The organism is Novosphingopyxis sp. YJ-S2-01 (genome assembly GCF_016093175.1).
GTDB lineage: Bacteria > Pseudomonadota > Alphaproteobacteria > Sphingomonadales > Sphingomonadaceae > Novosphingopyxis > Novosphingopyxis iocasae.
Genome location: NZ_JAEDAI010000001.1, coordinates 1,148,687 through 1,173,822 on the forward strand (window position 1 = coordinate 1,148,687; position 25,136 = coordinate 1,173,822).

General features: G+C 64.7%; 22 protein-coding genes. 13 read left to right on the forward strand and 9 right to left on the reverse strand.

Annotated elements, in window-relative coordinates; all coding sequences use genetic code 11:
- Positions 1-4: 4 nt before the first annotated feature.
- From I6A82_RS05605 to I6A82_RS05615, 3 genes are all read right to left on the reverse strand, one after another.
- Positions 5-424, reverse strand: coding sequence for a hypothetical protein (locus I6A82_RS05605; protein ID WP_198094085.1), 420 nt, complete (start codon positions 422-424; stop codon positions 5-7).
- On the reverse strand, positions 421-1,434 hold the full coding sequence (locus tag I6A82_RS05610) for a hypothetical protein (RefSeq protein ID WP_198094086.1): 1,014 nt from the start codon (positions 1,432-1,434) through the stop codon (positions 421-423). Before I6A82_RS05610 ends, I6A82_RS05605 begins: the two co-directional genes overlap by 4 nt.
- 103 nt (positions 1,435-1,537) lie before the next feature.
- Positions 1,538-2,572: an esterase-like activity of phytase family protein gene (locus tag I6A82_RS05615; protein ID WP_198094087.1), complete on the reverse strand. Its 1,035-nt coding sequence runs from the start codon at positions 2,570-2,572 to the stop codon at positions 1,538-1,540.
- A gap of 432 nt (positions 2,573-3,004) precedes the next feature.
- On the opposite strand from I6A82_RS05615, the gene I6A82_RS05620 reads away from it, so the two are divergent.
- Complete coding sequence (locus I6A82_RS05620) at positions 3,005-5,992, forward strand: L-glutamate gamma-semialdehyde dehydrogenase (RefSeq protein ID WP_187335468.1); 2,988 nt, start codon at positions 3,005-3,007, stop codon at positions 5,990-5,992.
- 173 nt (positions 5,993-6,165) lie between these two features.
- Here the strand turns inward: I6A82_RS05620 and I6A82_RS05625 are convergent, their stop codons facing one another.
- From I6A82_RS05625 to I6A82_RS05645, 5 genes are all read right to left on the reverse strand, one after another.
- Complete coding sequence (locus I6A82_RS05625; RefSeq protein ID WP_232343305.1) at positions 6,166-7,110, reverse strand: D-2-hydroxyacid dehydrogenase; 945 nt, start codon at positions 7,108-7,110, stop codon at positions 6,166-6,168.
- Between the two features lie 85 nt (positions 7,111-7,195).
- Complete coding sequence (cysS, locus tag I6A82_RS05630; RefSeq protein WP_198094088.1) at positions 7,196-8,668, reverse strand: cysteine--tRNA ligase; 1,473 nt, start codon at positions 8,666-8,668, stop codon at positions 7,196-7,198.
- Positions 8,669-8,821: 153 nt separating this feature from the next.
- A complete protein-coding gene (gene cobT, locus I6A82_RS05635) occupies positions 8,822-10,639 on the reverse strand; it encodes a cobaltochelatase subunit CobT (protein WP_198095502.1) in 1,818 nt (605 codons plus the stop codon).
- Positions 10,640-10,644: 5 nt separating this feature from the next.
- Positions 10,645-11,634 (reverse strand): cobaltochelatase subunit CobS, encoded by a 990-nt coding sequence (gene cobS / locus I6A82_RS05640; protein WP_198094089.1) that lies wholly within the window; start codon positions 11,632-11,634, stop codon positions 10,645-10,647.
- A 90-nt stretch (positions 11,635-11,724) separates the two neighbouring features.
- Positions 11,725-12,447: a winged helix-turn-helix transcriptional regulator gene (locus I6A82_RS05645; RefSeq protein WP_198094090.1), complete on the reverse strand. Its 723-nt coding sequence runs from the start codon at positions 12,445-12,447 to the stop codon at positions 11,725-11,727.
- A gap of 153 nt (positions 12,448-12,600) precedes the next feature.
- On the opposite strand from I6A82_RS05645, the gene I6A82_RS05650 reads away from it, so the two are divergent.
- Positions 12,601-13,257, forward strand: coding sequence for a glutathione S-transferase family protein (locus tag I6A82_RS05650; RefSeq protein WP_198094091.1), 657 nt, complete (start codon positions 12,601-12,603; stop codon positions 13,255-13,257).
- A 30-nt stretch (positions 13,258-13,287) separates the two neighbouring features.
- Here I6A82_RS05650 and I6A82_RS05655 read toward each other — a convergent pair whose 3' ends face one another.
- On the reverse strand, positions 13,288-13,881 hold the full coding sequence (locus tag I6A82_RS05655; RefSeq protein WP_198094092.1) for a J domain-containing protein: 594 nt from the start codon (positions 13,879-13,881) through the stop codon (positions 13,288-13,290).
- Between the two features lie 57 nt (positions 13,882-13,938).
- Between I6A82_RS05655 and I6A82_RS05660 the strand changes: the two genes are divergently transcribed.
- The 11 genes from I6A82_RS05660 (at position 13,939) to I6A82_RS05710 (ending at position 25,136) form a co-directional block, all read left to right on the forward strand.
- Complete coding sequence (locus I6A82_RS05660; RefSeq protein ID WP_198094093.1) at positions 13,939-14,223, forward strand: BolA family protein; 285 nt, start codon at positions 13,939-13,941, stop codon at positions 14,221-14,223.
- Between the two features lie 338 nt (positions 14,224-14,561).
- Entirely contained in the window at positions 14,562-15,272 is a 711-nt protein-coding gene (locus I6A82_RS05665; protein WP_198094094.1) for a glutathione S-transferase, read from the forward strand.
- Entirely contained in the window at positions 15,273-16,178 is a 906-nt protein-coding gene (locus I6A82_RS05670) for a pirin family protein (RefSeq protein ID WP_198094095.1), read from the forward strand. It abuts the gene before it with no gap.
- Positions 16,179-16,379: 201 nt separating this feature from the next.
- Entirely contained in the window at positions 16,380-17,297 is a 918-nt protein-coding gene (locus I6A82_RS05675; RefSeq protein WP_198094096.1) for an alpha/beta fold hydrolase, read from the forward strand.
- 71 nt (positions 17,298-17,368) lie between these two features.
- Positions 17,369-18,037: an ATP phosphoribosyltransferase gene (gene hisG, locus I6A82_RS05680; protein WP_198094097.1), complete on the forward strand. Its 669-nt coding sequence runs from the start codon at positions 17,369-17,371 to the stop codon at positions 18,035-18,037.
- On the forward strand, positions 18,024-19,313 hold the full coding sequence (gene hisD, locus I6A82_RS05685) for a histidinol dehydrogenase (RefSeq protein ID WP_198094098.1): 1,290 nt from the start codon (positions 18,024-18,026) through the stop codon (positions 19,311-19,313). Before hisG ends, hisD begins: the two co-directional genes overlap by 14 nt.
- A gap of 25 nt (positions 19,314-19,338) precedes the next feature.
- The gene (gene nusB / locus I6A82_RS05690) at positions 19,339-19,794 is read left to right on the forward strand and encodes a transcription antitermination factor NusB (RefSeq protein ID WP_425498174.1); all 456 of its coding nucleotides are present in this window, start codon (positions 19,339-19,341) and stop codon (positions 19,792-19,794) included.
- A gap of 33 nt (positions 19,795-19,827) precedes the next feature.
- Complete coding sequence (thiL, locus tag I6A82_RS05695; protein WP_198094099.1) at positions 19,828-20,736, forward strand: thiamine-phosphate kinase; 909 nt, start codon at positions 19,828-19,830, stop codon at positions 20,734-20,736.
- Between the two features lie 113 nt (positions 20,737-20,849).
- Complete coding sequence (locus I6A82_RS05700) at positions 20,850-22,988, forward strand: sodium-translocating pyrophosphatase (protein ID WP_198094100.1); 2,139 nt, start codon at positions 20,850-20,852, stop codon at positions 22,986-22,988.
- A 121-nt stretch (positions 22,989-23,109) separates the two neighbouring features.
- Positions 23,110-24,294, forward strand: a complete 1,185-nt coding sequence (locus tag I6A82_RS05705; protein ID WP_232343310.1) for a GNAT family N-acetyltransferase — start codon at positions 23,110-23,112, stop codon at positions 24,292-24,294.
- A complete protein-coding gene (locus I6A82_RS05710; RefSeq protein ID WP_198094101.1) occupies positions 24,291-25,136 on the forward strand; it encodes a cupin-like domain-containing protein in 846 nt (281 codons plus the stop codon). The genes I6A82_RS05705 and I6A82_RS05710 overlap by 4 nt, the downstream gene beginning before the upstream one ends.

Below are 25,136 nucleotides of genomic sequence, written 5' to 3' on the forward strand. Positions count from 1 at the left end.
AAGGTCAGGCGCGGGTGATCAGGGCGGTCTCGCTAAGCTCGATCACCGGCACTTCCCACGGATGCGCTGCCAGGACCGCTTCGATGGCACGGTCTACGGCCTCTTGCGGCGCATCCGACGGGATGTAGACCGTCAGGATCGCCGTCGGAGACAGGGCCGCCGTTCCGGCCTCTCCCAGCGTGGGCCGGGCGTCCGGGCCGGGCGTGAAGCTTTCCAGGCCGGTCGTGAGCTCGATCACGGACCGGTAGATACCGAAATCACCGAGCGGATTGTCGGCGCGGATCAGGTCGACGATGGCTGTGAACGCGCCCGCCTGCGCCGCCGTCGGCAGCTCCCCGCGCATCAGCGTCGCAAGCGCTTCCCGATCGATCGGGCAATAGACCTTCAGGGCCCTTACGGCCCGCACGCCATGCCCGGACGTCACGGCGCAATTCTTCCCAGCCGCCAGCGCAGCAACCGGACGAACGCTTCCGGATCGTCCAAGCGGAAGGCGATTTTGCTATAGGCGCGAGAGCCCTTGAAGAGCGAGGGCCGCTGAACCGGCGGGTCGAGCACCAGCAGGATATTGGGCCATGCCAGCAGCGCGGCGTTGAAGCTTCCCGGTGCGCGCACCTGCGCTCCGCTAAACCCGGTTTCGATGCGCGCGATCGATTCGATCGGGACCAGCTGATCGATCAAAAACCCCGTGCGAACGCGCACGCCCTCCGGCGTCAGCAGAACCGGCCGGAAGCGGAAGGATTTGATGAAGCCGACCAGATAGACGAACCCGGCGTCGCTGATCACGAACAGGATCATGGCTGCCGTGCGACTCCAATGGCCCAGCAGCAGATGATAGACGGTCATTTCGATCGCGCTCAGCACCAGCATGACGGCGCACATCGGCGCCAGATGGCGGTAATAGGAAAAGGCGCGGCAGTCCGCCGGAACATCGGCCGGCCCGCCCCAGCGGAACAAGGCCATGTAAAGGATCGTCAGTTCCGCCGCGGCTAGGCGCACCAAGGCGGGCGGCAGGACTTCGGAGGCGGCGGCGACCCATCCGGCTTTGCGGTCCTCGTGGCCGCGCAGCGATTTGCCCGCCCGGATCAACCCCCATGCGAAATGGCCGACCAGAAACGTCCCCATGACGGCGAGAATGGCCGGAGTCGCCAAGGCCATGTCCCGCAAGGCATGCGGTGCGCCGGCCAGAACGGTAAAGCTTGCCATGGCCAGCACGCCGAGCACCGCTTTTGCGCCGGGCTTGCCGGATGAGCGGGCGAGGAGCGATAACATCATCGTGTCGGACGCGATCCACCAGAAGAGCAGCAAGGCGATGAGCGGATAGGCCGCCGCGAGCGAGGTGCGTGCGGCGAGGCCTGCGAGGACGAGGATGATGAAAGGTGCCGCCTTGATGGCCAGCGTCCGCTGCCACGGCCTGCCGAATTGATCCGCCGTCATGCCAACCCCCCGTCTTGCTGCCAGGTACAGGATGCCTTTGCGGCCTTTCTTCTACGCTTTTTGCAGAGGACTGGCGAGGCGAATCGCGCTTGCGGACGAAGATTCAGTTCAGACTGTCGAAGCCCGGGCCGGTCGTGGCGGAAGGCTCCTTGGGCAGAGCGAACTTCATCAGCAGGGTTCGCTGGAAGGCGTTGAAATTGTCGTCGCTGGCGATCCAGACGATGTTTTGTCCGCCCTCCTGCGTGACTGCCAACGCTTCCATGTTATCGACTGCCAGCGGCGATTCGAGCTTGGCCAGCAGCGTGCCGCGCACCCGCGCGCCGGGGCGGATCGCATCGCCGTCGATCACCGTCAGGGCTGCCGAAAGGCCGGTGGGGAAGGCAAGGCGGCGGTTCAGCACCAGCAGCCGCCCGTCCGGCAACACCTTGGCATCGGTGGCGTGGAAGCCCTCGGGCGGCAGATAGGCGAAGCGTTGCGGCTCCACCTTCGCGCTCGGCTGGCCCGGCCAGATCAGGCCCTCATAGCCGCCGCCTTTCGCCTCGCCATATTCGGCGATCAGGATGAAGCGGCCATCGGTAAGGCGGGCCAGCGCCTCGCCTCCGCCATTGCTGGGCCAGCGCTTCATCGCCTTGGGGCGGATCGTCTCCAGTTCCCGGCTGAGGTCCGGCGAATAGCGGCGTAGCGAAGAGCGGTTTTCAAAGCTGATCCAATATTCCCCAGGTTCCGGCACCCGCACGATCGATTCCGAATCGCGCTCCTCATATTCCGGTTCTTCCTTCTGATTGCCGCGCCAGGGCAGCGGACGGATGAACGGATCGACGATCGCGCCGTCCGGGGCGATGCGGAAGTCAATCAGCGTCGCGCCGTCGCCCAGCGCCACGAAGCGGCCATCCGGCAGCGCTTCGAGCGAGGAGATACCGCCGAACCGATCGTTCTCGCTCTTCAGCACCCAGGCGCCCAGAAAACGCAGTTTTCCCAGCTCGGTGCGCGAAGGATTGCGCGGATCAAGCGGAATGGAATGGCTGGAAATCACCTGATCATTATTAGGTCGGTGCTGCCGATCGCCGCTCAGCGCCATCCAGGATAGCGCGATGAGCAGGGCGATAACCAGCAGGGTGCGCCGCCGCTTAAATGTCAATCTGTTAATCTTGATGGCGATTTTCCTGAACGGAGGATAAAAGAGACATTCAGCGGCCACTCAACGCCAACTGTCCATAACAACATGGTCGATGGGGCAAAGCCTTCGCGTTTCGGAAGGCGCGTTTTGCTTCATCGCTACCCTTTTTTGCCCGGTGGTTCCCGCGTTTCGGGGCCGGGCGACAGGGGAACCCTCGCGTTGCGTAACCGGGGGTGGGGGTCGGCACGTCGAGACGCCGGCCCCCAATTTTTTTGGCCGGGCGTCGCGCCCGGTCGTCTCGCATCTCTTCGCGCCCGAAGTCCTGAAAAGCTGTGGAATGCACCCCCGGGCTTTTCCGCTTTCCTTGCCATACCCCCGGTGGACATGCGATTGGGAGCCTTTCCGGAGAACTTCTGTTCCCCTTACTCCCCCAATCTATTCCACTGGACTTACATGATCAGAAGCGACGACCTACGCGGCGAATTGCGCGACCTGCACCGCAAGGCAGAGCCCGACGTGCTCGCCCCCCTCGTACTCCAGGCGAAGGTGGGCGCGGAGGAACGCGCGCTGATTCTCGGTAAGGCCCGCAATCTGCTGGTCGACCTGCGCGAGGGGCAGTCCAAGGGGTGGATCAACCAGTTTCTGCAGGAATATCGCCTGGGCACCGAAGAGGGCACTGCGCTCCTCTCGCTGGCCGAGGCGTTCCTGCGCGTGCCCGATGCCTATACGTCGGACCGGCTGATTTCGGACAAGATGGGCGGCGCGGACTGGGGCGCGCATGCCGGTGCGTCCGCCAACCGCATGGTCAACAGCGCGACCTGGGGCCTCGTCCTGGGCAAAGCGGTGGTCGGCGGATCGCCGCGAGCCAATATCCTGCGCCGCCTGATCGCCCGCAGCGGAGAGCCGTTTGTGCGCAAGGCCGTGCATCAGGCGATGAAGGTGATGGGCGAAGTGTTCGTCATGGGCCGCAACATCGAAGAAGCGATCGCCCGCATGAACAAGAAGGAGAACCGCGATTTCGTGGCCTCTTTCGACATGCTGGGCGAAGCGGCGCGCACCATGGACGACGCCTATCGCTATTTCGAATCCTATCGCCATGCCGCCGATGTCGCGGGCGCGGCGGGCAACGGGCATAGCATCTCGGTGAAGCTGTCCGCTCTCCACCCGCGCTATGAGCCGGCACGTGCGGGCATCTGCATTCCGATCATTTCCGAAATGGTGCTCGATCTGGCGCTGCGCTGCCGCGAATCGGGTGTCGCGCTGACCGTCGATGCCGAGGAATCCGAGCGGCTGATGATCAGCCTGGACATCATCCGTGATGTCGCCCGCCATCCCTCGCTGGAGGGCTGGGACGGTTTCGGCATGGCGATCCAGGCCTATTCCAAGCGCGGCTCCGCCGTCGTCAAATGGGCCGATGCGCTGGGCGAGGAAACCGGCAACAAGATCAACACGCGCCTCGTCAAGGGTGCCTATTGGGACACCGAGATCAAACATACGCAGGAAATGGGTCTGTCCGATTTCCCGCTGTTCACGCGCAAGATTGCCACCGATGTCAGCTATCTGGCCTGCGCGAAGGAGATGATCCGGTCCAAGAACCTGGTCCCCGCTTTCGCCACGCACAACGCGCTCACCATTGCGACGCTGCTGCACTGGACGTCGGAAGCGGGTCTTTCCAAGGACGCGTTCGAATTCCAGCGCCTGCACGGCATGGGCGAGGGGCTATATGAGCGCATGGCCCGCGAACAGGGTTACCGCGTGCGCACTTACGCGCCTGTCGGCGGCCATGCGGACTTGCTCGCCTATCTCGTCCGGCGGCTGCTGGAGAACGGCGCGAACACCAGCTTCGTGCATCAGTTCACCTCCAGCGATGTGGATGAGGACGAGCTGCTCGCCGATCCGGTGGAGAAGGTGGAGGCGGTGGGCGGCACACGCCATCCCGGCATCGCGCTACCCGAAGACCTGTTCATGCCGGAGCGCAAGAACAGCAAGGGCCTGGACCTGGAGGATCGTGAGCTTCTCGAAGGGTTGGCAGAACGGCTGCGCAAGCCCGTTCCTGTGCAACTGCGTGGGGAGAAGGACGTCGATGAATGTATCGACAATTGCCACAAGGCGTTTCCAGCCTGGTCCAAGACCACCATCGAACATCGCGCCGCATGCCTCGAAAAGTTCGCCGACCTCATGGAGGAACGCCATGAGGACCTGATGGCCGTGATGGTCGATGAGGGTAGCAAGAACATCCCCGATGCGCTCGGCGATGTGCGTGAGGCGGTGGACTTCTGCCGCTATTATGCCGCGCAGGCGCGCAAGAACCTGAAGCCGATCGACCTGCCCGGACCGACGGGCGAACAGAACGTCCTGCGCATGGAAGGCCGCGGCGTTTGGGCTTGTATCGCGCCGTGGAACTTCCCGCTCGCGATCTTCGTCGGCCAGGTCGTCGCCGCCCTCGTCACCGGCAATACGGTGGTGGCCAAGCCCGCCCCGCAGACGCCGAAGATCGCCGCGTTGGCGGTGCGTCTGATGCGCGAAGCGGGTGTGCCGCGCAACGCGGTGCAGCTTGCCGTGGGCGGAGCCGAGACCGGCGCCGCGCTGACCTATGACCGGCGCATCGCGGGCATCGCCTTCACCGGCTCCAACGCCACGTCGAAGGTGATCGCGCGCAGCCTGGTGGCGGAGGATGACCGTCCGCTGATCCCGCTGATCGCGGAAACCGGCGGCATCAACGCGATGATCGTCGATTCCACCGCGCTGACCGAACAGGTGGTGCGCGACGTGCTGATTTCCGGCTTCCAGTCGGCCGGTCAGCGCTGTTCGGCCATGCGCCTGCTCCTGATCCAGGAAGAGGTGTATGATCGCACGATCACGATGCTGAAGGGCGCGATGGATGCTCTCGTCATCGGCGATCCGCACGAGCCCGATACCGATATCGGCCCGGTGATCGATGAGCCGAGCTATTACAAGCTGAACGCCTATCGCGAGGCTTGGCACAAGAATGTGATCCACGCCTGCGAGGTGCCCGGCAAGGACAAGGGCCTGTTCGTCCCGCCCACGCTGATCAAGCTCGACAGCATGGATGAGCTGGACAAGGAATGGTTCGGCCCGATCGTCCATGTCGCCACCTGGAAGGGCGGCGAGCTGGAGAAGACAGTGGAGCGTGTGAATGCCAAGGGCTACGGCCTCACCATGGGCATCCACAGCCGGATCCTGCGTGCCGCCGATCAGGTGGAAAAGACCGCGGAGGTGGGCAATCTCTACATCAACCGCTCGATGATCGGTGCGATCGTGGGCTCTCAGCCCTTCGGCGGCGAAGGTCTTTCGGGCACCGGTCCTAAAGCCGGCGGCCCGCATTATCTCTACCGCTTCTGCGCCGAGCGCACGACCAGCACGGACCTCACCAGCGCCGGCGGCAACGCCACGCTGCTCAGCATGGGTGACGGGATTTAAATCCTTCTCCCGGTGGGAGAAGGATAGGAAGCCTTATGAGCGCAGCGAATTAGGCTGATTTGGATGAGGGCGCGGCAAGCGGCAGGTTATGTCGTTCGTTCGCCCTCACCCAGCTTCGCTAGGCACGTGCCGTGCCAAGCTGCGCTACCTCTCCCGAAGGGAGAGGGGGGCGTTCAGTAGCCCAGCTTCAGATCGACCACATTCTTCATGTCGCCTCCCGACCGATAGCGCTCCAGATTTTCCAGAAACAGCTCGGCGGCGCGCTGGAACATTACCATGGTCGATTTGCCGGACAGGTGCATGCTGAACAGCGCATTCGGCGCGTCCCATAACGGATGGTCCGACGGCAGGGGCTCGGGATCGGTCACGTCGAGATAGGCGCCTGCGATCCGCTCCTCGTTCAGCGCGGCGATCAGCGCGTCCTGATCGATCACGTCGCCGCGGGCGATGTTGGCGATCATCGCGGTCTTCTTCAGCTTCGCGATCTCGCCCCCACCAATGATATGTTCGGTATCGCCGGTGGAAGGCAAAGCGATGATCAGCCAGTCGATATCGCCCAGCCGATCGTGCCAGTCATCCTGCCCGATCACGCCTTCGTCGGGCCGCGCGGTGCGGGCGACGGCGGTCACGTCGACACCGAAGGGTTTCAGCCGGTCGCCGATCGCCTTGCCGATGGCGCCATATCCCAAAATCATTGCCTTGGAGGCGAACAGCTCGCGGCGGCCGGGTGGGTTTTCGAGCCATTCGTGCCGATCCGCCGCGCGCACCACTTCGTCATAGCGCTTGGCGAGCGCGAGCATGCCGAGCAGGCAATATTCGGCAACGGGGATGGTGTTGATGCCGGTGCCGTTGGTGACGGTGACATCGAGCGCGGCAAGCCGCTCCATCGGCAGATGGTCAAGCCCGGCATAGATGGTGAACAGCCATTGCAGTTGGTCCGCGCCGTCCACGGCTTCGCGGATTGCCGCCTTGTTGTACATGTCGATCCACGCGATCTCGGCATCGCCTGCCGCCGCGATCGCCTCCTTGCCGCTGGTGAACCAGTGCGGCTCGATATCGGCGGGCAACCGGGCTTCGATCAAAGGTTTCGCCATGGCGGGGAGAACGGCTTTGATCATGAGCAGGTGTCCTTTAGAATTAGCGTGTAATGCGGAGAAACGCTTCGCTGCCCGATCCGATGCAGTGGGCGGGCAGGCAGGCCGTTCAGAGCGACAGGCGCCACTCCCAACCTAGCGGATCGCCGTCCATTAGCTCGATGCCCTTGGCGTTCAACTCGTCGCGCAGCGCGTCGGAGCGTTCGAAATCCTTTTCCTCCCGCGCAGCCTTGCGCTGGTCCAGCAGATCCGAGACTTCCGCGCGCGTGAGCTCGGCGTCGTCGGGCCGGATGCGCAGGCTTTCGCGCCGCAGATGCAGAAGGTCCAGCCCCAGCACCTCGTCCATATGCACGATCAGGCGGTAGCGATCGCCCTCGGACACCTTCTTCATGGCGATCACCTGCTCGACCACGGTCAGCGCCTTGGGGGTGTTGAGATCGTCGGCGATCGCCTCGTCGAACGCGGTCTTGGCGGCAAGGATCAGCGGATGCGAAAGCTCCCGCTCGTCCTCATGCTCCTTCAGCTTTTGCGCGCCCATGACGAGGCGTTTCAGGCGGGTGAGGGCGGCTTCCAGATTGTCCCAGCTGAACTCCAGCTCGCTGCGATAATGCGCCTGCAGGCACATCAGGCGATAGGCCAGCGGATGCACGCCCTTCGAAACCAGCAGCGGCAGGCGCAGGAACTCGCCCGACGACTTGGACATCTTGCCGGTGCGGTCGATCAGGAAATTGTTGTGCATCCAGATGCGCGCGCCGCTGCCGCAGGCATGGCCCTCCGCTTCGCAAAAGGCCTGGTTCTGCGCGATCTCATTGGGATGGTGGATTTCCCGATGATCGATCCCGCCGGTATGGATATCGAACGGCAGGCCGAGCAGCTTTTCGCCCATCACCGAGCATTCCAGATGCCAGCCGGGCGCGCCGCGGCCCCAGGGGCTGTCCCATTCCATCTGGCGCTTTTCGCCCTTGGGCGTCTTGCGCCAGATCGCGAAATCGGCCGGATGGCGCTTGCCCTCCACCGCATCGATCCGGCCTTCGCCATCGTCATCCGGCTTTTGCCGGGCGAGCGTGCCATAATCGGCGATCGTGGAGACGTCGAAATACAGGCCACTGTCGAGCTCGTAACAGTGCTTGTCCGCGATCTTTTCGGCGAATTCGATCATCGCGGGGACGAAGTCGGTGGCGATGGACCAGTGCGCAGGCTCGCGGATGTTGAGCGCCTTGACGTCGGCCCAATAGGCCTTGGTGTAGTGCCGCGCGATGTCCCAGATGGTGCGCGCCTCTTCGCCCGATCCGGCTTCCGCCGCGGCGGCCTTTTCCAGCTTGTCCTCGCCCGCATCGGCATCGTCGGTCAGATGGCCGACATCGGTGATGTTGATGACGTGGATCAGCCGCAACCCGCGATAGCTCAGCGCGCGGCCCAGCGTGTCGGCGAACACATAGGCGCGCATGTTGCCGATATGCGGATAATTATAGACCGTCGGCCCGCAGCTATAGACCCGCGCCTGGCCCTTGTGGACGGGGTGGAACACCTCGGTCTTGCGCGTGAGGCTGTTGTAAAGCTTGAGGGGGATGTTGTGAGGCATATCGGGTCAGTCTTTAATCGTCCTGTGCGCTACCCCATGCACTGATTTCATCGTCATTGCGAGGAGCCATAGGCGACGAAGCAATCCAGAGCGGCCCTAGCGCTGCGGCCGCTCTGGATTGCTTCGCCTTCGGCTCGCAATGACGACTTTCTGCTATTCCTCGTCGAACAGCTGGGCGAGCTGTTCGATCATCGTGCCGCCGAGCTGTTCGGCGTCCATGATGGTCACGGCGCGGCGATAATAGCGGGTGACGTCGTGGCCGATACCGATGGCAACCAGCTGGACCGGCGAGCGGGTTTCGATCCACTCGATCACCTTGCGCAAGTGCTGCTCCAGATAGGCGCCGTGATTGACCGAGAGCGTGCTGTCGTCCACCGGCGCGCCGTCCGAAATTACCATCATGATGCGCCGCTCCTCGGGCCGCGCGATGATGCGGTTGTGCGCCCATAAAAGCGCCTCGCCGTCGATATTCTCCTTCAGCAGCCCCTCGCGCATCATCAGGCCGAGATTGCGCTTGGCGCGGCGCCAGGGTTCGTCGGCGCGTTTGTAGATGATGTGACGCAGATCGTTGAGGCGGCCGGGCTGGGCGGGGCGGTCGGCGGCGAGCCAGTCCTCGCGCGATTGGCCGCCCTTCCAGGCGCGGGTGGTGAAGCCGAGGATCTCCGTCTTCACGCCGCAGCGTTCCAGGGTGCGGGCCAAAATCTCCGCGCTCACCGCCGCGATGCCGATCGGCCGCCCGCGCATCGAGCCCGAATTGTCGATCAGCAGCGTCACCACGGTATCGCGAAACTCGGTATCGCGTTCGCTCTTGTAGCTCAGCGAATGGCCGGGACTGACGACGACGCGGGCCAGCCGCGCGGCGTCCAGCAGGCCTTCCTCCTGATCGAAATCCCAGCTGCGGTTCTGCTGCGCCATCAGGCGGCGCTGCAGCCGGTGGGCGAGCTTCGTCACCGTGCCCTGCAGATTGGCGAGTTGCTGATCCAGGAACTGGCGCAGGCGCGTCAGTTCCTCTTCATCGGCCAGTTCCGACGCCTCGACGATTTCGTCGAACTTCTCGGTCCAGATGTCATAGCCAAGATCGGGCGTCGTATCCCAGTTCGGGCGGTTGGGGCGCACGGGCTGCATCCCCTCATCGCCCATATCGCCTTCCATCAACTCGCTGTCGTCGGACATCTCGCCGTCGGCCTGCTCGTCGCTTTCGTCCTGGCCGCTGTCGTCGCTCTCGGCGCGCATTTCGGTCTGGCTGCTGTCGGACTGCTGGTCGTCCTGCGTCTCGTCCTGTTCCTCCTCGGACAGGTCGTCCTCGTCGTCCCCGGCATCGTCGCCCTCATCGGGTTCGACTTCGCCCTCGGTCAGATCGAGATGTTCGAGCAGGCTCTGCGTCAGCGCGGCAAAGGCGTTCTGATCGTCCAGCGCCATGCCCAGCGCATCGAGATCGGAGCCGGCGCGCTCCTCGATCCAATCGCGTACCAGGTTGACGCCGGCCTGCGTCGCGGGCGGCGGGGCCTCGCCGGTCAGCCGCTCGCGCACCATCAGCTGCAGTGCGGTGGACAGCGGCACCTCGTCGCGGGCCTTGGCGCGGGTGATGGGATCGGAGCGCATGCGCTGTTCCAGCGCGGCCGTGAGATTACGGCCCACCCCGTCCATGCCGCGAGAGCCAAGCGCATCGATCCGCGCATGCTCGATCGCGTCGAAGGCAGCAGAGGCGATCGCTTCGGGGGGGCGCGCGGCGGCGTGGCGCGCGGCATCGTGATGGCGCATGCGCAGCGCGAACTGATCGGCATAGCCGCGCGCCTCGGCAATCTGTTCGGGCGGCAGATCGCGCTGCGGCATCGGCAGTTTCATATGCCCGCGCGAGGAGGAGGGCGCATCGGCGGTCCAGGCGACATCGAGCTCCGGCTCGCGCGCCATTGCCCGCGCGCATCCGGCCAGCGCGGATTTGAGGTCGTCGAGGCGGGTACGATCCGTAATGAGCTTCAGCCCCCAACCACGCTTTCAGGCAGATCCTCGCCAAACACGCGCTGATAATATTCGGCCACCAGCTGGCGTTCCGCCTCATCGCATTTGTTGAGGAAGCTGAGGCGGAAGGCGAAGCCGACATTGTCGAAAATCGCCGTGTTCTGCGCCCAGCTGATCACCGTACGCGGGCTCATCACCGTGCTGATATCGCCGTTGATGAAGCCCTGACGCGACAGCTCGGCCACCTTGATCATCTTCTGCACGGTGTCTTCGGCGGTGTCGGACACCTTGCTCAGCACCACCTTGGATTCGGTGGCGGCGGGCAGATAATTGAGCGTGATCACGATGTTCCAGCGGTCCATCTGACCCTGGTTGATCTGCTGCGTGCCGTGATAGAGGCCGCTCGTATCGCCCAGGCCCACGGTGTTGGCGGTGGCGAACAGGCGGAAATATTTGTTCGGGCGGATCACTCGGTTCTGATCGAGCAGGGTCAGCTTGCCCTCGGTCTCCAACACGCGCTGGATCACGAACATCACGTCCGGGCGCCCGGCATCATATTCGTCGAACACCAGAGCGGTCGGCGTCTGCAATGCCCAGGGCAGCAGGCCTTCGCGAAATTCGGTAACCTGCTGGCCGTCCTTCAGCACGATCGCGTCGCGACCGACCAGATCGATGCGGCTGATATGCGCATCCAGATTGATGCGGATGCACGGCCAGTTGAGGCGCGCGGCCACCTGTTCGATATGCGTCGATTTGCCCGTGCCGTGATAGCCCTGCACCATCACGCGCCGGTTGTGCGCGAAGCCCGCGACGATCGCGGCGGTGGTGTCCGGATCGAACACATAGCTCGGGTCCAGATCGGGCACACGCTCGTCCGCCTCGCTGAAGGCGGGCACCTGCATGTCGATGGGGATGCCGAACAGCTCTTTCGCGCTCACCATCTTGTCGGGCGCGTCCATCACCGTATCGGCGCGGCTATCGGGCTGGGCGTTGGAAATATCGGTCATCGCTGGTCCTGCAGGCGGGAGAGTCGGCCACCGAGTTAGGGGCTGGGGCCATGGCTTGCAACGCGTGAGAACCGATGATTGGTTGCAGCTTTACGGGAACGGCGTTTCGTCCGCATCCGGAAGCGGGGCCTTTTCGGGCACATCGAAGCAATCGGCAAAGCCCATCGCGAAGGCCAGATCGCCTTCCACGGCCAGCTTGTCGGCGGCGGCCAGCGTCTCATCGTCACCGCTGCCGAACAGCCATCCTGCCAGGATCGCGGGTTCGCCGGTGATCGTGACGCGCACCTTTTCGGGCCGTCCCCGGCCCACTTCGATATCGCCCTGCTCCAGCGTGGCGTAATAATCCTCGCCGCTCAATTTCATCCGGATAATGCCAGTGAGGGGGGCGGCGGCCTCCCGGTCCAGCATCACCTTCATCGATAGCAGCAGAGAGGCGGCGCTGAGCGGGCGCGCGGGATCGTGCAGCGGCGATTGCATGGCCCAGCCGCTCAGCATCCACAGGATCGGTTCGGCGGCATAGCCCCAGTCGGTCAGCTCGTAGATCTCGTCGGACAAGGGCGGGGGCAGCGCCTGGCGCGTCAGGACACCCGCGGCCTCCAGCGCGGCAAGGCGCTGCGCCAGAGCAGCTTCGCTGATGCCGAACACATTGTTCTCGATTTCCGAGAAGCGCCGCGGGCCCAGCATCAGTTCGCGCAGCACCGGGATCGCCCAGCGCTGGCCGACAATATCCATCGCATGCGCCGCCCGGCAGGCATCGCGGTAGAGCGGCCTGTCCTCGGGCGGGCGCCCGGCGGGGAGCATGGAGGGGTCCATGCCGCCATGCGTTACGCGCCGGGTGCGGGCGAAACAAGCGTGGGGCTGGATGGGGGCCGCCTTATCTTTACGAAAAAAAGCATGGGCAAACAGTCGCGAATGGGGAAGGTTGCGGCAAACCCCGATCACGGGGAAGGCAAGGAGAGACCCGCCATGATGCAGCTGTACGGCCACCCCTTTTCCTCTTTCACCTGGAAGGTGCTGATCGCGCTGTACGAGCGCGCGCTACCGTTCGATTTCCGCATGGTCGATCCCGGCCATCCCGATAACAGCGCATTCGTCCGGGAAGCGGGGCCGGGCGGGCAGTTTCCGGTGCTGGTCGACGGCGATCGCACGGTGATCGAAAGTTCCGCGATCATCGAATATCTGGAGGTGGTGCACGGCAGCGCAGGGCACCTCGTCCCCGCCGATCCGGTCCGCGCGATCGAGGCGCGGCAGATGGATGCGCTGCTGGGCGATTATATCGCCGCGCCGGTGCAGGCGATCGTGGACGATACCATGCGCGGGCAGGGCGAGCGCGATGCCCCGGGCGCGGCGCGGGCGAGAGAGAGGCTCGAAAAGGCCTACGCCTGGTTCGATCGCTGGATGGAGGACCGGGACTGGGCCGCCTGCGGGCGCTTCACCATCGCCGATTGCGCCGCCGCGCCCGCGCTGTTCTACGCCGATTGGGTGCACGAAATTCCCGAAGGCCACGCGAACCTGCGCGCCTATCGCCAACGCCTGCTCGCCCGCCCCACCATCGCCCGCGTAATCGACGAAGCGCGCCCCTACCGCCACCTCTTCCCGCGAGGCGCACCGGGCAGGGACTAAGCCAAACCCTCTCCCGGCGGGAGAGGGGCTTCACCCGAACGCCGGGCTTTTCTTCAGGCGCTCGTAAGCCTTGATCGCGCGTTGCAGCTTGTCCTCATGGCTGCGGTCGCCGCCATTGCGGTCGGGGTGGTAGCGTCGGACCAGTTCGGAGTAGCGCCGGCGGATCGTGCGGCGGTCGGCATCGCGTTCCAGGCCCAGCGTCTTCAGCGCGCGGGCATCCGCATCGCTTAAAGGCGTGCCGTCGGGCCGGGCGCGCGGCATGGTGCGGCGGAAGCGCGCGCCGATGGCGTCCAGCGGATCCTCGAAATCCTGCCAGCGCGGCGGCGGACTGGCGCCTGCGCCCCAGCGGTTCGTGCTCTGGTAGAAGCCGCCCAGCGGGGACTGCGCCTCGTAAATCTCGTCCGCGCCCATGCCGTCGAAGAAATCATAGCCCGCGTTAAATTCGCGTACATGGTCAAGGCACAGCCAGCGCCATTGCCCCGGCCCGTCACCGCTATGCCCGCCGGGCGGCGGTGCGCGAAATTCGCCCGCTTCGGCGCAGGCGGGATGGTCGCATGTCCGCTGACCGTCGCCCACGCGTCCGTGGAATCGGTCATGGCGGCGGCGGTCGGATTGAGAAGACATGAAGAGAAAGCGGCTCGGCCTTTGGGGTTTCGCGGGAGCCAAGCTATATAGGCGCGCATGACAACGGATTCAAAAGGGCCGGTACAGGCCGAGATCGAAACGCGGCTGACCGAGGCGCTCGCGCCCACCAGCCTCGTGGTAAGCAACGACAGCGCACAGCATCGCGGCCATGCCGGCGACGACGGATCGGGCGAAAGCCACTTTTCGGTGACGGTGGAAAGCGCCGCGTTCGCAGGCAAATCGCGCGTCGAGCGGCAGCGCATGGTCAACCGCGCCCTGGGCGACCTGATGCAGGAGCGCGTCCACGCCATGCAAATCAAGGCCAGCGCGCCGGGGGAATAGAGACGGGGCGCGGATGTGTGATCCGCGCGACAAAAATGATCCGTAAGTCCTGAGCCGGTGGCGCCATGCGCCGTCTGCGGCTCCGAAGGACGTCTATCGATCAAGCGCGGTGCACGGAGGAGAAGCGCCCTTCGACAAGCTCAGGGCTACGGTAAGTGGGCGAGTCACATTCAAGATCCGAAGTCCTGAGCTTGTCGAAGGACGTCTCTCGGTCGAGCGCCGCACGTGCAGGAGAGGCACCCTTCGACAGGCTCAGGGCTACGGTTTGAGCGGCGATCGGGAACGCCCGCCGGTCCCCGCCCATTCTCCTTGCCGAACCCCGCAAAGGAGAAGCCCCAATGTCCTATGATCTCTGGTACTGGCCCAGCATCCAAGGGCGGGGCGAATTTGTGCGGCTTCCCCTCGAAGCCGCAGGCATTGAATATCGGGATCGCGCGCGGGACGAAGGTGCCGAGGCGCTGATGGACGATATGGAGGCGCGCAGCGGCTGGGGCGCGCCCTATGCGCCGCCCTATCTGGTCGACGGCGATTTCTGCATCGCGCAGACCGCGCATATCGTCAGCTGGCTGGGCGAAAAACACGGCTTTGGCGGCGAGAGCGAGGCGGAAACGCTGGGCCTGATCCAGCTGCAACTGGTGGTCACCGATATCGTGGCCGAGGCGCATGACACGCACCATCCGGTCGGCACCGGCGATTATTATGAAGACCAGAAGGATGAGGCGAAGCGCGCCGCGAAAGGATTTCGCGAAAACCGCATCCCCAAATATTTCGATCATTTCGAAGCCGCGCTCGGCATCGTGGAAGGACCGTTCGTGCGCGGGGCAACGTGGAGCCATGTCGATACTTCGCTGTTTCAGCTGGTCCGCGGTCTCGAATATGCCTTCCCCAAACGCATGGCCGCGCTATCGTCCGACTATCCGAAGCTCCACGCCTGCGCCGATGCGGTGGAAGCCTTGCCGGGCATCGCGGATTATCTGAAAAGCGAGCGGCGCATTTCTTTCAATGAGGACGGTATTTTCCGTCATTATCCGGAACTGGACGCGGATTAGATGACCCTGCAAACCATCACCCCCACCACGCATGATCTGGGCGATTTCAAGGTGCGACGGACCTTGCCCTCGCGCGGCCGCACGATGGTGGGGCCGTTTGTGTTCGTCGATCAGTTCGGCCCCGCGCAGTTCGATCTGGGCGGGGGCATGGACGTGCGGCCGCACCCGCATATCAACCTGTCCACCGTCACCTATCTGTTCGACGGGGCGATCGACCATCGCGATTCGCTGGGCACTTTCGCCACCATCCGCCCCGGCGCGGCGAACCTGATGACGGCGGGGAGCGGCATCGTGCATTCCGAGCGCTCGCCGGAGGCGGAGAGGCAGCGCAGCGCGGGCGGCCATCAGGGGCGCATTTCCGGCATGCAGACCTGGCTGGCGCTGCCCGACGGCAAGGAGGAGATCGATCCCGCTTTCCAGCATATCGGTGCGGACGAGCTGCCGATCCTGGAAGACAGCGGCCTGAAGGCGCGCATCATCATGGGCGAATTATGGGGCAAGACCGCGCCGACCACGCAGCACGCGCAGACGATCTATGCCGATATCCTGCTGGATGCCGGAACGAGCGTACCGATCGAGGCGGGGGCGGACGAACGCGCCGTGCTGGTGGCGCTGGGGGATGCCGAGCTGGATGGCGACGCGCTGGAACGGCACACGCTTTACGTGCTGGCGCCCGGCGAGGCGATGACGCTGCGCGCCACGTCCGACGCGCGCGTGATGCTGCTGGGCGGAGAGGCCTTCGCAACGCAGCGCCATGTCTGGTGGAATTTCGTCAGCAGCTCGAAAGACCGCATCGCGGAAGCGCGCGAGGCCTGGAAGGCGAAGCAGTTCCCCGATGTGCCCGGCGACAGCGAAGAGCGCATTCCCATTCCGGATGGCGCGCCGAAAACGGTTAGCTATCCGTGAGGGCGGGGCGGACGACCGACGATTAGGAAATAGCTGTCCTACAGATAACCAAATAGGCTATCCGAATACGGTTATGCGAACCGTGTCAAACTCCGTCCAGGTGCCGATTCATTCCCTTGCGCTTCCGGCCTTCACTGTTCCGCCTCTGGACAGTGTGAAGTGTGTGAAGCAAGCTGGCCCAAATCGCTTCAGGAGAGCCCCATGCCCGATCCGACTCCCAACCTCGTTCCCGACTACGACCTCGTTCGCCACACGCTCGCCACCGGCGTGGAGATCGACGCCGTCGACGTGGGGCCCCGGGACGCGCCGGTCCTCCTCTTCCTCCACGGCTTCCCCGAAAGCCACCGCACCTGGCGCCACCAGATCGAGCATTTCAAGGACCGCTTCCGCTGCATCGCGCCCGATCAGCGCGGCTATCGCGGATCGTCCAAGCCGCAGGAGGTGGAGGCCTATACGCCCGACAAGCTGGTGGCCGATGTGTTCGCGCTGGCCGATGCCTGCGGTGTGGACCGGTTCACCGTCGTCGGCCATGACTGGGGCGGGGCGATCGCCTGGGCGGTGGCGTTGGCAGGGCAGCAAAACGGGCGCGTAGAGCGGCTGGTGATCGCCAATGCGCCGCATCCCTGGCTTTATCAGCGCGCGCTGATCCAGCGGCCCCAGCAGCGCGAGAGTGCACAGTACATCCGCGCCTTCCGGGACCGCGCGAACGACGATCTGGTGCGCGAGCATGGGCTGGTCGGCATCCTGGCCAAGGCGGTGAAGTGGGAGCGCAGCAGCGCCATGCCGGACGAGGAGCGGGACCGTCTGCTCGCCGACTGGAAGGATCGCGATGCGGCCTTCGGCATGCTGAACTGGTACCGCGCCAGCTCCGTCCACGTCCCCGCGATGGATGAGGATGCCGAGCTGCCCGAGTTCGCCAAGCGCGACTTCCCGAAGGTGACGATCCCCACGCTGGTGGTCTGGGCGCTGGATGACCTCGCGCTGCCGCCGGTCAACACCGAGGGGATGGACGAGCAGGTGGAGGACCTCACCCTGGTGGAGGTGCCGGGTAGCGGCCATTTCGTGCCCTGGGAAGCGCCCAACAAGGTGATCGACGCGATGGAGGCGTTTCTGGGTTAGCCGCGCCGCGCGCGAATAGGCGCGCGAGCTTCATTGCCCTTTAACGGAGCCGCAGCTACATCGCCGCCATCATGAACCGCCCCATCACCTTCGCCATCCCCAAGGGACGCATCCTCGATGAGGCCCTGCCCGTCATGCGCGAGGCGGGCATCGAGCCGGAGCCCGGCTTCTTCGACAAGGCGAACCGCGCGCTCGAATTCGCCACCAACCGCGAGGATGTACGCATCATCCGCGTGCGCGCGTTCGATGTCGCCACCTTCGTGGCGCATGGCGCGGCGCAGATCGGTATCGTCGGTTCGGACGTGGTGGAAGAGTTCGGCTATTCGGAGCTCTACGCGCCGGTCGATCTTGGCATCGGCAAATGCCGCCTGTCCGTGGCCGAGCCGAAGGATGCGGAGCCGGGGCAGGCGCTGTCCACGCTCAGCCATGTGCGCGTCGCGACCAAATATCCCGAGCTTACCCGCCGCTGGTTCGCCGGCAAGGGCCTGCAGGCGGAGATCGTGAAGCTGAACGGTGCGATGGAGCTGGCACCCGCGCTGGGCCTCACCCGCCGCATCGTCGATCTGGTGTCGACCGGGCAGACGCTGAAGGAAAACGGCCTCGTCGAGACCGAGACAATCATGGACATCTCGGCCCGGCTGATCGTCAACCGCGCGGCCTTCAAGATGATGTCCGGCACGCTTCCCGCGCTGGTCGAGCGGTTCCGCGCTATTGCCGGAGGCGTGCGTGAAGCGGCTTGATGCGGCCGATCCCGGCTTCGCCGAAGCCTTCGAGCGCATCGTTACCGCGCGCCGCGAGAGCGATCCGGATGTTGCGCGCGACGTGTCCGCCATCCTCGCCCGCGTCCGCACCGATGGCGATGAAGCGCTGGCCGAGCTGACCAAGCGATTTGACGGACATGATCTGCAAGAAAGCGGTTGGCGCATCGACCCCGCGGATTGCGATGCCGCGCTCGACGGACTCGATCCCGATCTGCGCAAGGCGCTGGAACTGGCCGCATCTCGGATCCGCGCCTATCACGAGGCGCAGCGGCCCGAAGACAGCGAGCGGACCGACGATGCCGGAGTGCGCCTGGGTGCGCGCTGGCTGCCGGTGGATGCGGCGGGCGTCTACGTACCCGGCGGACGTGCGGCCTATCCCAGCTCGGTGCTGATGAACGTGCTGCCTGCCAAGGTGGCCGGCGTGAAACGCATTGTCATGGTGACGCCCACGCCGGGCGGCGAGGCGAACCCGCTGGTGCTGGCCGCCGCGGCGCTGGCCGGTGTGGACGAAGTCTGGCGCATCGGCGGCGCGCAGGCGATCGCCGCGCTCGCTTACGGCACGGACAGGATCGCGCCGGTGGATGTCGTGACCGGCCCCGGCAATGCCTGGGTGGCCGAGGCAAAGCGCCAGCTCTACGGCGTGGTCGGCATCGACATGGTCGCCGGCCCCAGCGAAATCCTAGTGATTGCGGACGGCGAGAACGATCCCGCCATCGTCGCCGCGGACCTGCTCAGCCAGGCCGAGCATGACCCGACCAGCCAGTCCATCCTCATCACCGACAGCGCCGATCTGGCCCGCAATGTCGAGGATGCGGTGAAGGTACAGGCTGCTGCGCTCACCACGCGCAAGGCGGCCGAGGCGAGCTGGAACGATCACGGTGTGATCATCACCGTGGCGGACCTCGCCGACGCGGTACCGCTGGCGAACCGGCTGGCGGCGGAACATCTCCAGCTCTCGGTCGCCGAACCCGAAGCATTGTTCGCGCGGATCCGCCATGCCGGATCGGTCTTCCTGGGGCGGCATACGCCCGAGGCGGTGGGCGACTATGTCGCGGGGCCGAACCATGTGCTGCCGACCGGGCGGCGCGCGCGCTTCTCCTCCGGGCTTTCGGTGCTGGACTTCATGAAGCGCACCAGCTTCATTCAATTGGACCGGGCGTCGCTCGCCAAGGTCGGCCTGGCAGCGGTGCGGCTGGCCGAGGAAGAGGGGCTTCCCGCCCATGCCGAAAGCGTCCGGCGGCGGCTGGACGCCTGAGAGTTCACAGAGGAACAGGTAAAAGATGATGAGCCATTCCCGATCCCAACCCCGCTCCGCTGCCCGGCTCGCCGCCGTGCAGGCGCTGTACCAGATGGACATGGAAGACATCGGGCTGGCCCGCTTGCTGCGCGAGTTCCACGAACACCGTCTGGGTTCGGCGATCGAGGAAGAGCCGATCGCGGAAGGCGAGCCGGACTTTTTCGACGATGTGGTAACCGGGGTCGACTCGCGCCGCGCCGAGATCGATGCGCTGATCGAAGGGCGGCTGGCCGAAGGCTGGAAGATCGACCGGCTCGACAAGGCGATGCTGCAGCTGCTGCGCTGCGGCACCTACGAACTGCTCGCGCGGCCCGACGTGCCGACCGGCGCGGTGGTGAACGAATATGTCGACATTGCCCATGCCTTCTTCGACGACAAGGACGCCAAGTTCGTGAACGGACTGCTCGACGGCATTTCGAAAGAAGTGCGCGGCGAGTGAGTCCCGCCCTCGGATGACGGCTCTGGAGGGGCGGTGAGCGCCGAATTCGCCTTCATCGATCGCCTCCGCGCCCTCGCAACGCATCCGGCGGCCCGCGCCCTCCACGATGATGCCGCGGTGCTGAAGCTGGGCGGCGAGACGCTCATCCTGACGCATGACAGCATCGCGGAGGGGGTGCATGTCCGCATCGACACGGATGCTGCCGATGTCGCCTGGAAGCTGATCGCCACGAATCTCTCCGATCTGGCCGCCAAGGGCGCGGAGCCCTTGGGGGTGCTCACCAGTCACGCGTTGGGCGATGATGCCTGGGATGCCGCCTTCGCCGAAGGGCTGCGGGCCGTGCTCGATCGATACGATGTGTCGCTACTGGGCGGGGACACGATCCGCTTGCCCGAGGGCGCGACCCGTGTGTTCGGTTGTACGGCTATCGGCCGCGCTACCAGCGATCCGGTGCCGGCGCGGTCCGGCGCGCGGGACGGCGATGCGCTATGGGTGGCCGGCAGCATCGGGGATGCGCTTGCCGGCTTTACGCTGCTGGAAGCGGGCGGTGCGGATGACGGGCCGCTCACCTCTGCGTATCTGCGGCCTCGCCCGCTGCTGACGGAGGGACAGGCGCTCGCCCCGCTCGCCAGCGCGATGATGGACGTGAGCGACGGGTTGCTGATCGACGCCGCCCGGCTCGCGAAAGCCAGCGGCCTCGCTGCCGCCATCGACATGGCAAGGATCCCGGTTTCGGACGCGGCGCGTGCCGTCCTGCGAGGCAGGGAAGACGAACTGCTGCGCTGGGGTGATGACTATGCGCTGCTCTTCACGGCCCCGGCCGAGTGCGAACCGCCGGTGCCCGCCGCGCGGATCGGCACGATGGTGGATGGGCAGCCGGGCACCGTCAGGCTGGACGAGGCCGTGCTCGATCCCGATGCGATCGGCGGCTATCGGCACTAGACCCGCCCATCCGTTTGCCGCTTGTCAATTGACGGCATCCGGTTAGTCTCCCTTCCCAAGTCGCCCGAAAATGAGGCGGCACCTATTGGAGCAGGAGGGGAAGTCTGAACGCCATGTCTGTCATTGTCATTGCTATCATCTGCGGCCTCATCGCCGTACTTTACGGGTTCATTACCAGTCGTCAGGTTCTTGGGGCCGATGCCGGTAATTCAACCATGCAGGAGATTGCTGGCGCGATCCAAACGGGTGCTAAGGCCTATCTTGGCCGGCAGTATCGTACAATCGCCATTGTCGGTGTCGTCGTCGCGATACTGGTGTTCGTCTTCCTCGGCATTACCTCCGCCATCGGTTTCGTCATCGGTGCCATTCTATCGGGCGTTGCGGGCTATATCGGGATGAACATCTCGGTCCGTTCCAATGTACGGACCGCGCAGGCCGCCTCGACCAGCCTGCAGAGCGGCCTCACGGTGGCGTTTCGCGCGGGCGCCGTCACCGGCATGCTGGTGGCCGGGTTGGCGCTGCTCGCGATATCGGTGTTCTTCTGGTATCTGACGGGCCCTGCCGGTTATCGCCCGGACAACCGCACTGTGGTCGATGCGCTGGTCGCACTGGCCTTTGGTGCCTCGCTCATCTCCATCTTTGCGCGTCTCGGCGGTGGCATCTTCACCAAGGCGGCGGACGTTGGTGCCGATCTGGTCGGCAAGGTGGAAGCAGGCATTCCGGAGGACGATCCGCGTAATCCGGCGACCATTGCGGACAATGTGGGCGATAATGTCGGCGATTGCGCGGGCATGGCTGCCGATCTTTTCGAGACCTATGTCGTCACCGTGGGCGCCACGATGGTGCTGTCCGCGCTGCTGGTCGATGTCGGCAATGCGGCGCTCCTCAATCTCATGAGCCTGCCGCTGCTGGTGGGCGGGGTGTGCATCATCACCTCGATCATCGGCACCTATTTTGTGCGCCTTGGCGGCGGCACCAATATCATGGGCGCGCTGTACAAAGGGTTTCTGGTGACGGCGGTCCTCTCGATCCCGGCGATCTACCTGGCAACGCAATACATCTTCGGGGACATGAGCGCCCCGATCGGCGGTGCCTTGGCAACCGATGGCTTCACCACGGAAACGCCCGCCGCCACCGTCGCCAGCTTCACCGGCTGGGACCTTTTCTTCTCCATGATGGTCGGGCTCGCCGTGACCGGGCTGATCATCTGGATTACCGAATATTACACCGGAACCAATTACCGCCCGGTCCGCTCGATCGCCCGGTCCTCGGAAACCGGCCATGGCACCAACGTCATCCAGGGCCTTGCAATCAGCCTGGAGGCGACCGCCTTGCCCACACTGGTGATCTGCGTCGGCATCGTCATCGCTTATCAGCTGGCGGGTCTTATCGGCATTGCCTTCGCGGCCACGGCCATGCTGGCGCTTGCCGGTATGGTGGTCGCGCTCGATGCCTATGGCCCGGTGACCGATAACGCAGGCGGTATCGCCGAGATGGCGGGGCTGGATGACAGCGTGCGAGAGAAAACCGATGCACTCGACGCGGTCGGTAACACCACAAAGGCGGTGACCAAGGGCTATGCCATCGGTTCGGCGGGCCTCGCCGCTTTGGTGCTGTTCGGCGCTTATACGACCGACCTCGATGAGTTCTTTCCTAACCTGAACGTCGATTTCTCGCTCAGCAATCCATACGTCATTGTCGGCCTGCTGCTCGGCGCGCTGCTGCCCTATCTGTTCGGCGCGATGGGGATGACCGCGGTGGGCCGCGCCGCGGGCGCTGTGGTGGAGGAGGTGCGCGGGCAGTTCCGTGATAATCCCGGCATCATGCAGGGCACCGCCAAGCCGGATTACGGCCGCACGGTGGATCTTGTCACCAAGGCGGCGATCAAGGAAATGATCGTGCCGTCGCTCTTGCCGGTGCTGGCGCCGATTGTGGTCTATTTCGTCATCACTTTGGTGGCGGGGCAGGCTAATGGCTTTGCGGCTCTGGGCGCACTGCTTCTGGGCGTCATCGTGTCCGGCCTGTTCGTCGCGCTGTCGATGACGGCGGGCGGCGGCGCGTGGGACAACGCGAAAAAATATATCGAAGACGGCCATCATGGCGGCAAGGGATCCGAGGCGCACAAGGCCGCGGTAACCGGCGACACGGTGGGCGATCCTTACAAGGACACCGCCGGCCCCGCGGTCAATCCGATGATCAAGATCACCAATATCGTGGCACTATTGCTGCTCGCCGCGCTGGCGGCAGTTTAGTTCATTATTACGATCGGGATAGCGGGCCGCCGGCAGTTCCGGCGGCCCTTTCTCTTGGCCGCGACTTTAGCCGAATCTTTGTGATTAGCTTCTAGAACAAGCCGCTTAGGGAGCGTGCGGCTTGAACCAGACTATATTTCCGGAGGCCTTCGAAGGCGCAGTGCCAGTGCCGATTGCGGCATCAGGGTCGGTGCAGGCCGAACTGGTTGCGGCAAGCGCGATTGATGCTGCGCTATTATGGGCATGGCAGGAGCTGGATCGGCAAACCGCTGGCACCAATGTGTTTTTCGAAAGCAAGGTTTTGCCTGCGGCGTTGGCCCATTGTGACCCGGACGGCCGCGCGCAGCTGTTCCTGCTCTGGCAGGGTATTCCGCGGCTGAGCCAGCTGATCGGGCTGATGCCGCTTTCGCTCGAGCCGCTTTATGGAAACCGGCCCGTTCCTAACTGGCAGAACTGGCTGCATCCCAATGCCTTTCTGGGCAACCCGCTGATCGAGCACGGGCATGAGCGGGCCTTTTGGGAGGCACTGCTTGCTTATTGCGATGCGCATGCGGGGCGCGGCCTCTTCTTCCATCTCGATTGCTTTGCACTGGACGATCCAGCGTCCCGGACGCTCTTCAACCTCTGCAAGGAACAGCGCCGCCGCTGCGACGTGGTGCGGCGGCATGAGCGCGCCTTTCTCCAATCTCCGCTCGGCGCCGGAGCCTATTACGAACAGGCCGTCCGGTCCAAGAAGCGCAAGGAACTAAGGCGTCAGACGCGGCGGCTCGAAGATATGGGCGCGCTGACATTCGACCGGAGCGAGGGCGGCGAAGGACTGGAGCGCTGGATCGACGAATTTCTCGCGCTGGAGGCGGCCGGCTGGAAAGGGCAGGAAGAAAGCGCGCTGGGCAGCCAGGCGGACACCCGCGGGCTGTTCTGTGAAATGCTGGGGGCGCTGGCCGAGGCGGGCCGGCTTGAACTGCTTGCGCTGCGTTTCGAAGGCGCGCCGATTGCGATGCTGGTCAATCTACGATCGGGTGAGGGCGTGTTCTCGTTCAAGACGACGTTCGACGAAGCCTTTGCGCGCTTTTCCCCGGGCGTGCTCTTGCAGATCGAAAATTACGCGCTGCTGGATCGGCCCGATGTCGCCTGGGCGGACAGCTGCGCGGCTCCCGATCACCCGATGATCGACAGCCTCTGGACCGAGCGGCGCGCGATCGGGCGCGTATCGATTGCCATTGGTGGCAAGGCCCGTCGGCTCGCCTTCGATGCGCTGCGAAAGGCGGAGGACTGGATGGCGGCGCGACATGGAGATACGGCATGACCAGGGTATTCGACGATGAAACCACCGCGCGCTTTGCGGAGCATTATCCCGAAACGCCGCACCGGTTGAACCATCATCTTCGCGCGCACGACCTGCTGACGCTGGAGGCCATCGCCGACCTGAGCGAGGCGCTTCCGGCAGGCAGCGTCGAATATAATCCCGGCGATTTGCCGGTCGGCATCGATGCCGCCGACGTGCCCGACAACGGCCTCTCGATCGGTGAGACGATCCGCACCATCGATGTCTGCCGCAGCTGGGCGGTGCTTAAGAATATTGAGCAGATGCCCGATTATGCCGCGTTGCTGATGCAGCTACTGAACGAGCTGAGGCCCGCGATCGAAACCAAGACGGGACGCATGCTGCGGCCTCAGGGCTTTATCTTCGTATCATCCCCGCATTCGATGACGCCGTATCACTTCGATCCTGAGCACAACATCCTTCTCCAGTTGCGCGGAAGCAAGACGATGACGCAGTTTCCTGCGGGCGACGCCCGCTTCGCCCCGCCGACCGCACATGAGGCTTATCATTCCGGCCATCAGCGCAATCTCGTCTGGCGCGACGATTTTCAGGCCAGCGGCACCGCGATCGATCTGGCGCCGGGGCAGGCGGTGTTCGTGCCGGTGATGGCACCGCATTTCGTGCGCAACGGTCCGGAGCCGTCGATCAGCCTCTCCATCACCTGGCGCAGCGACTGGAGCTTTGCAGAGGCCGATGCACATGGCTTCAACCGGTTGCTGCGCAGCGCGGGGTTCGAGCCGAAGGCGCCCGGCCGTTTTCCGGCGAGCAACAAGCCGAAGGCTTATGCCTATCGCGCGCTGCGCAAGGCAGGCCTCACCGGTTAA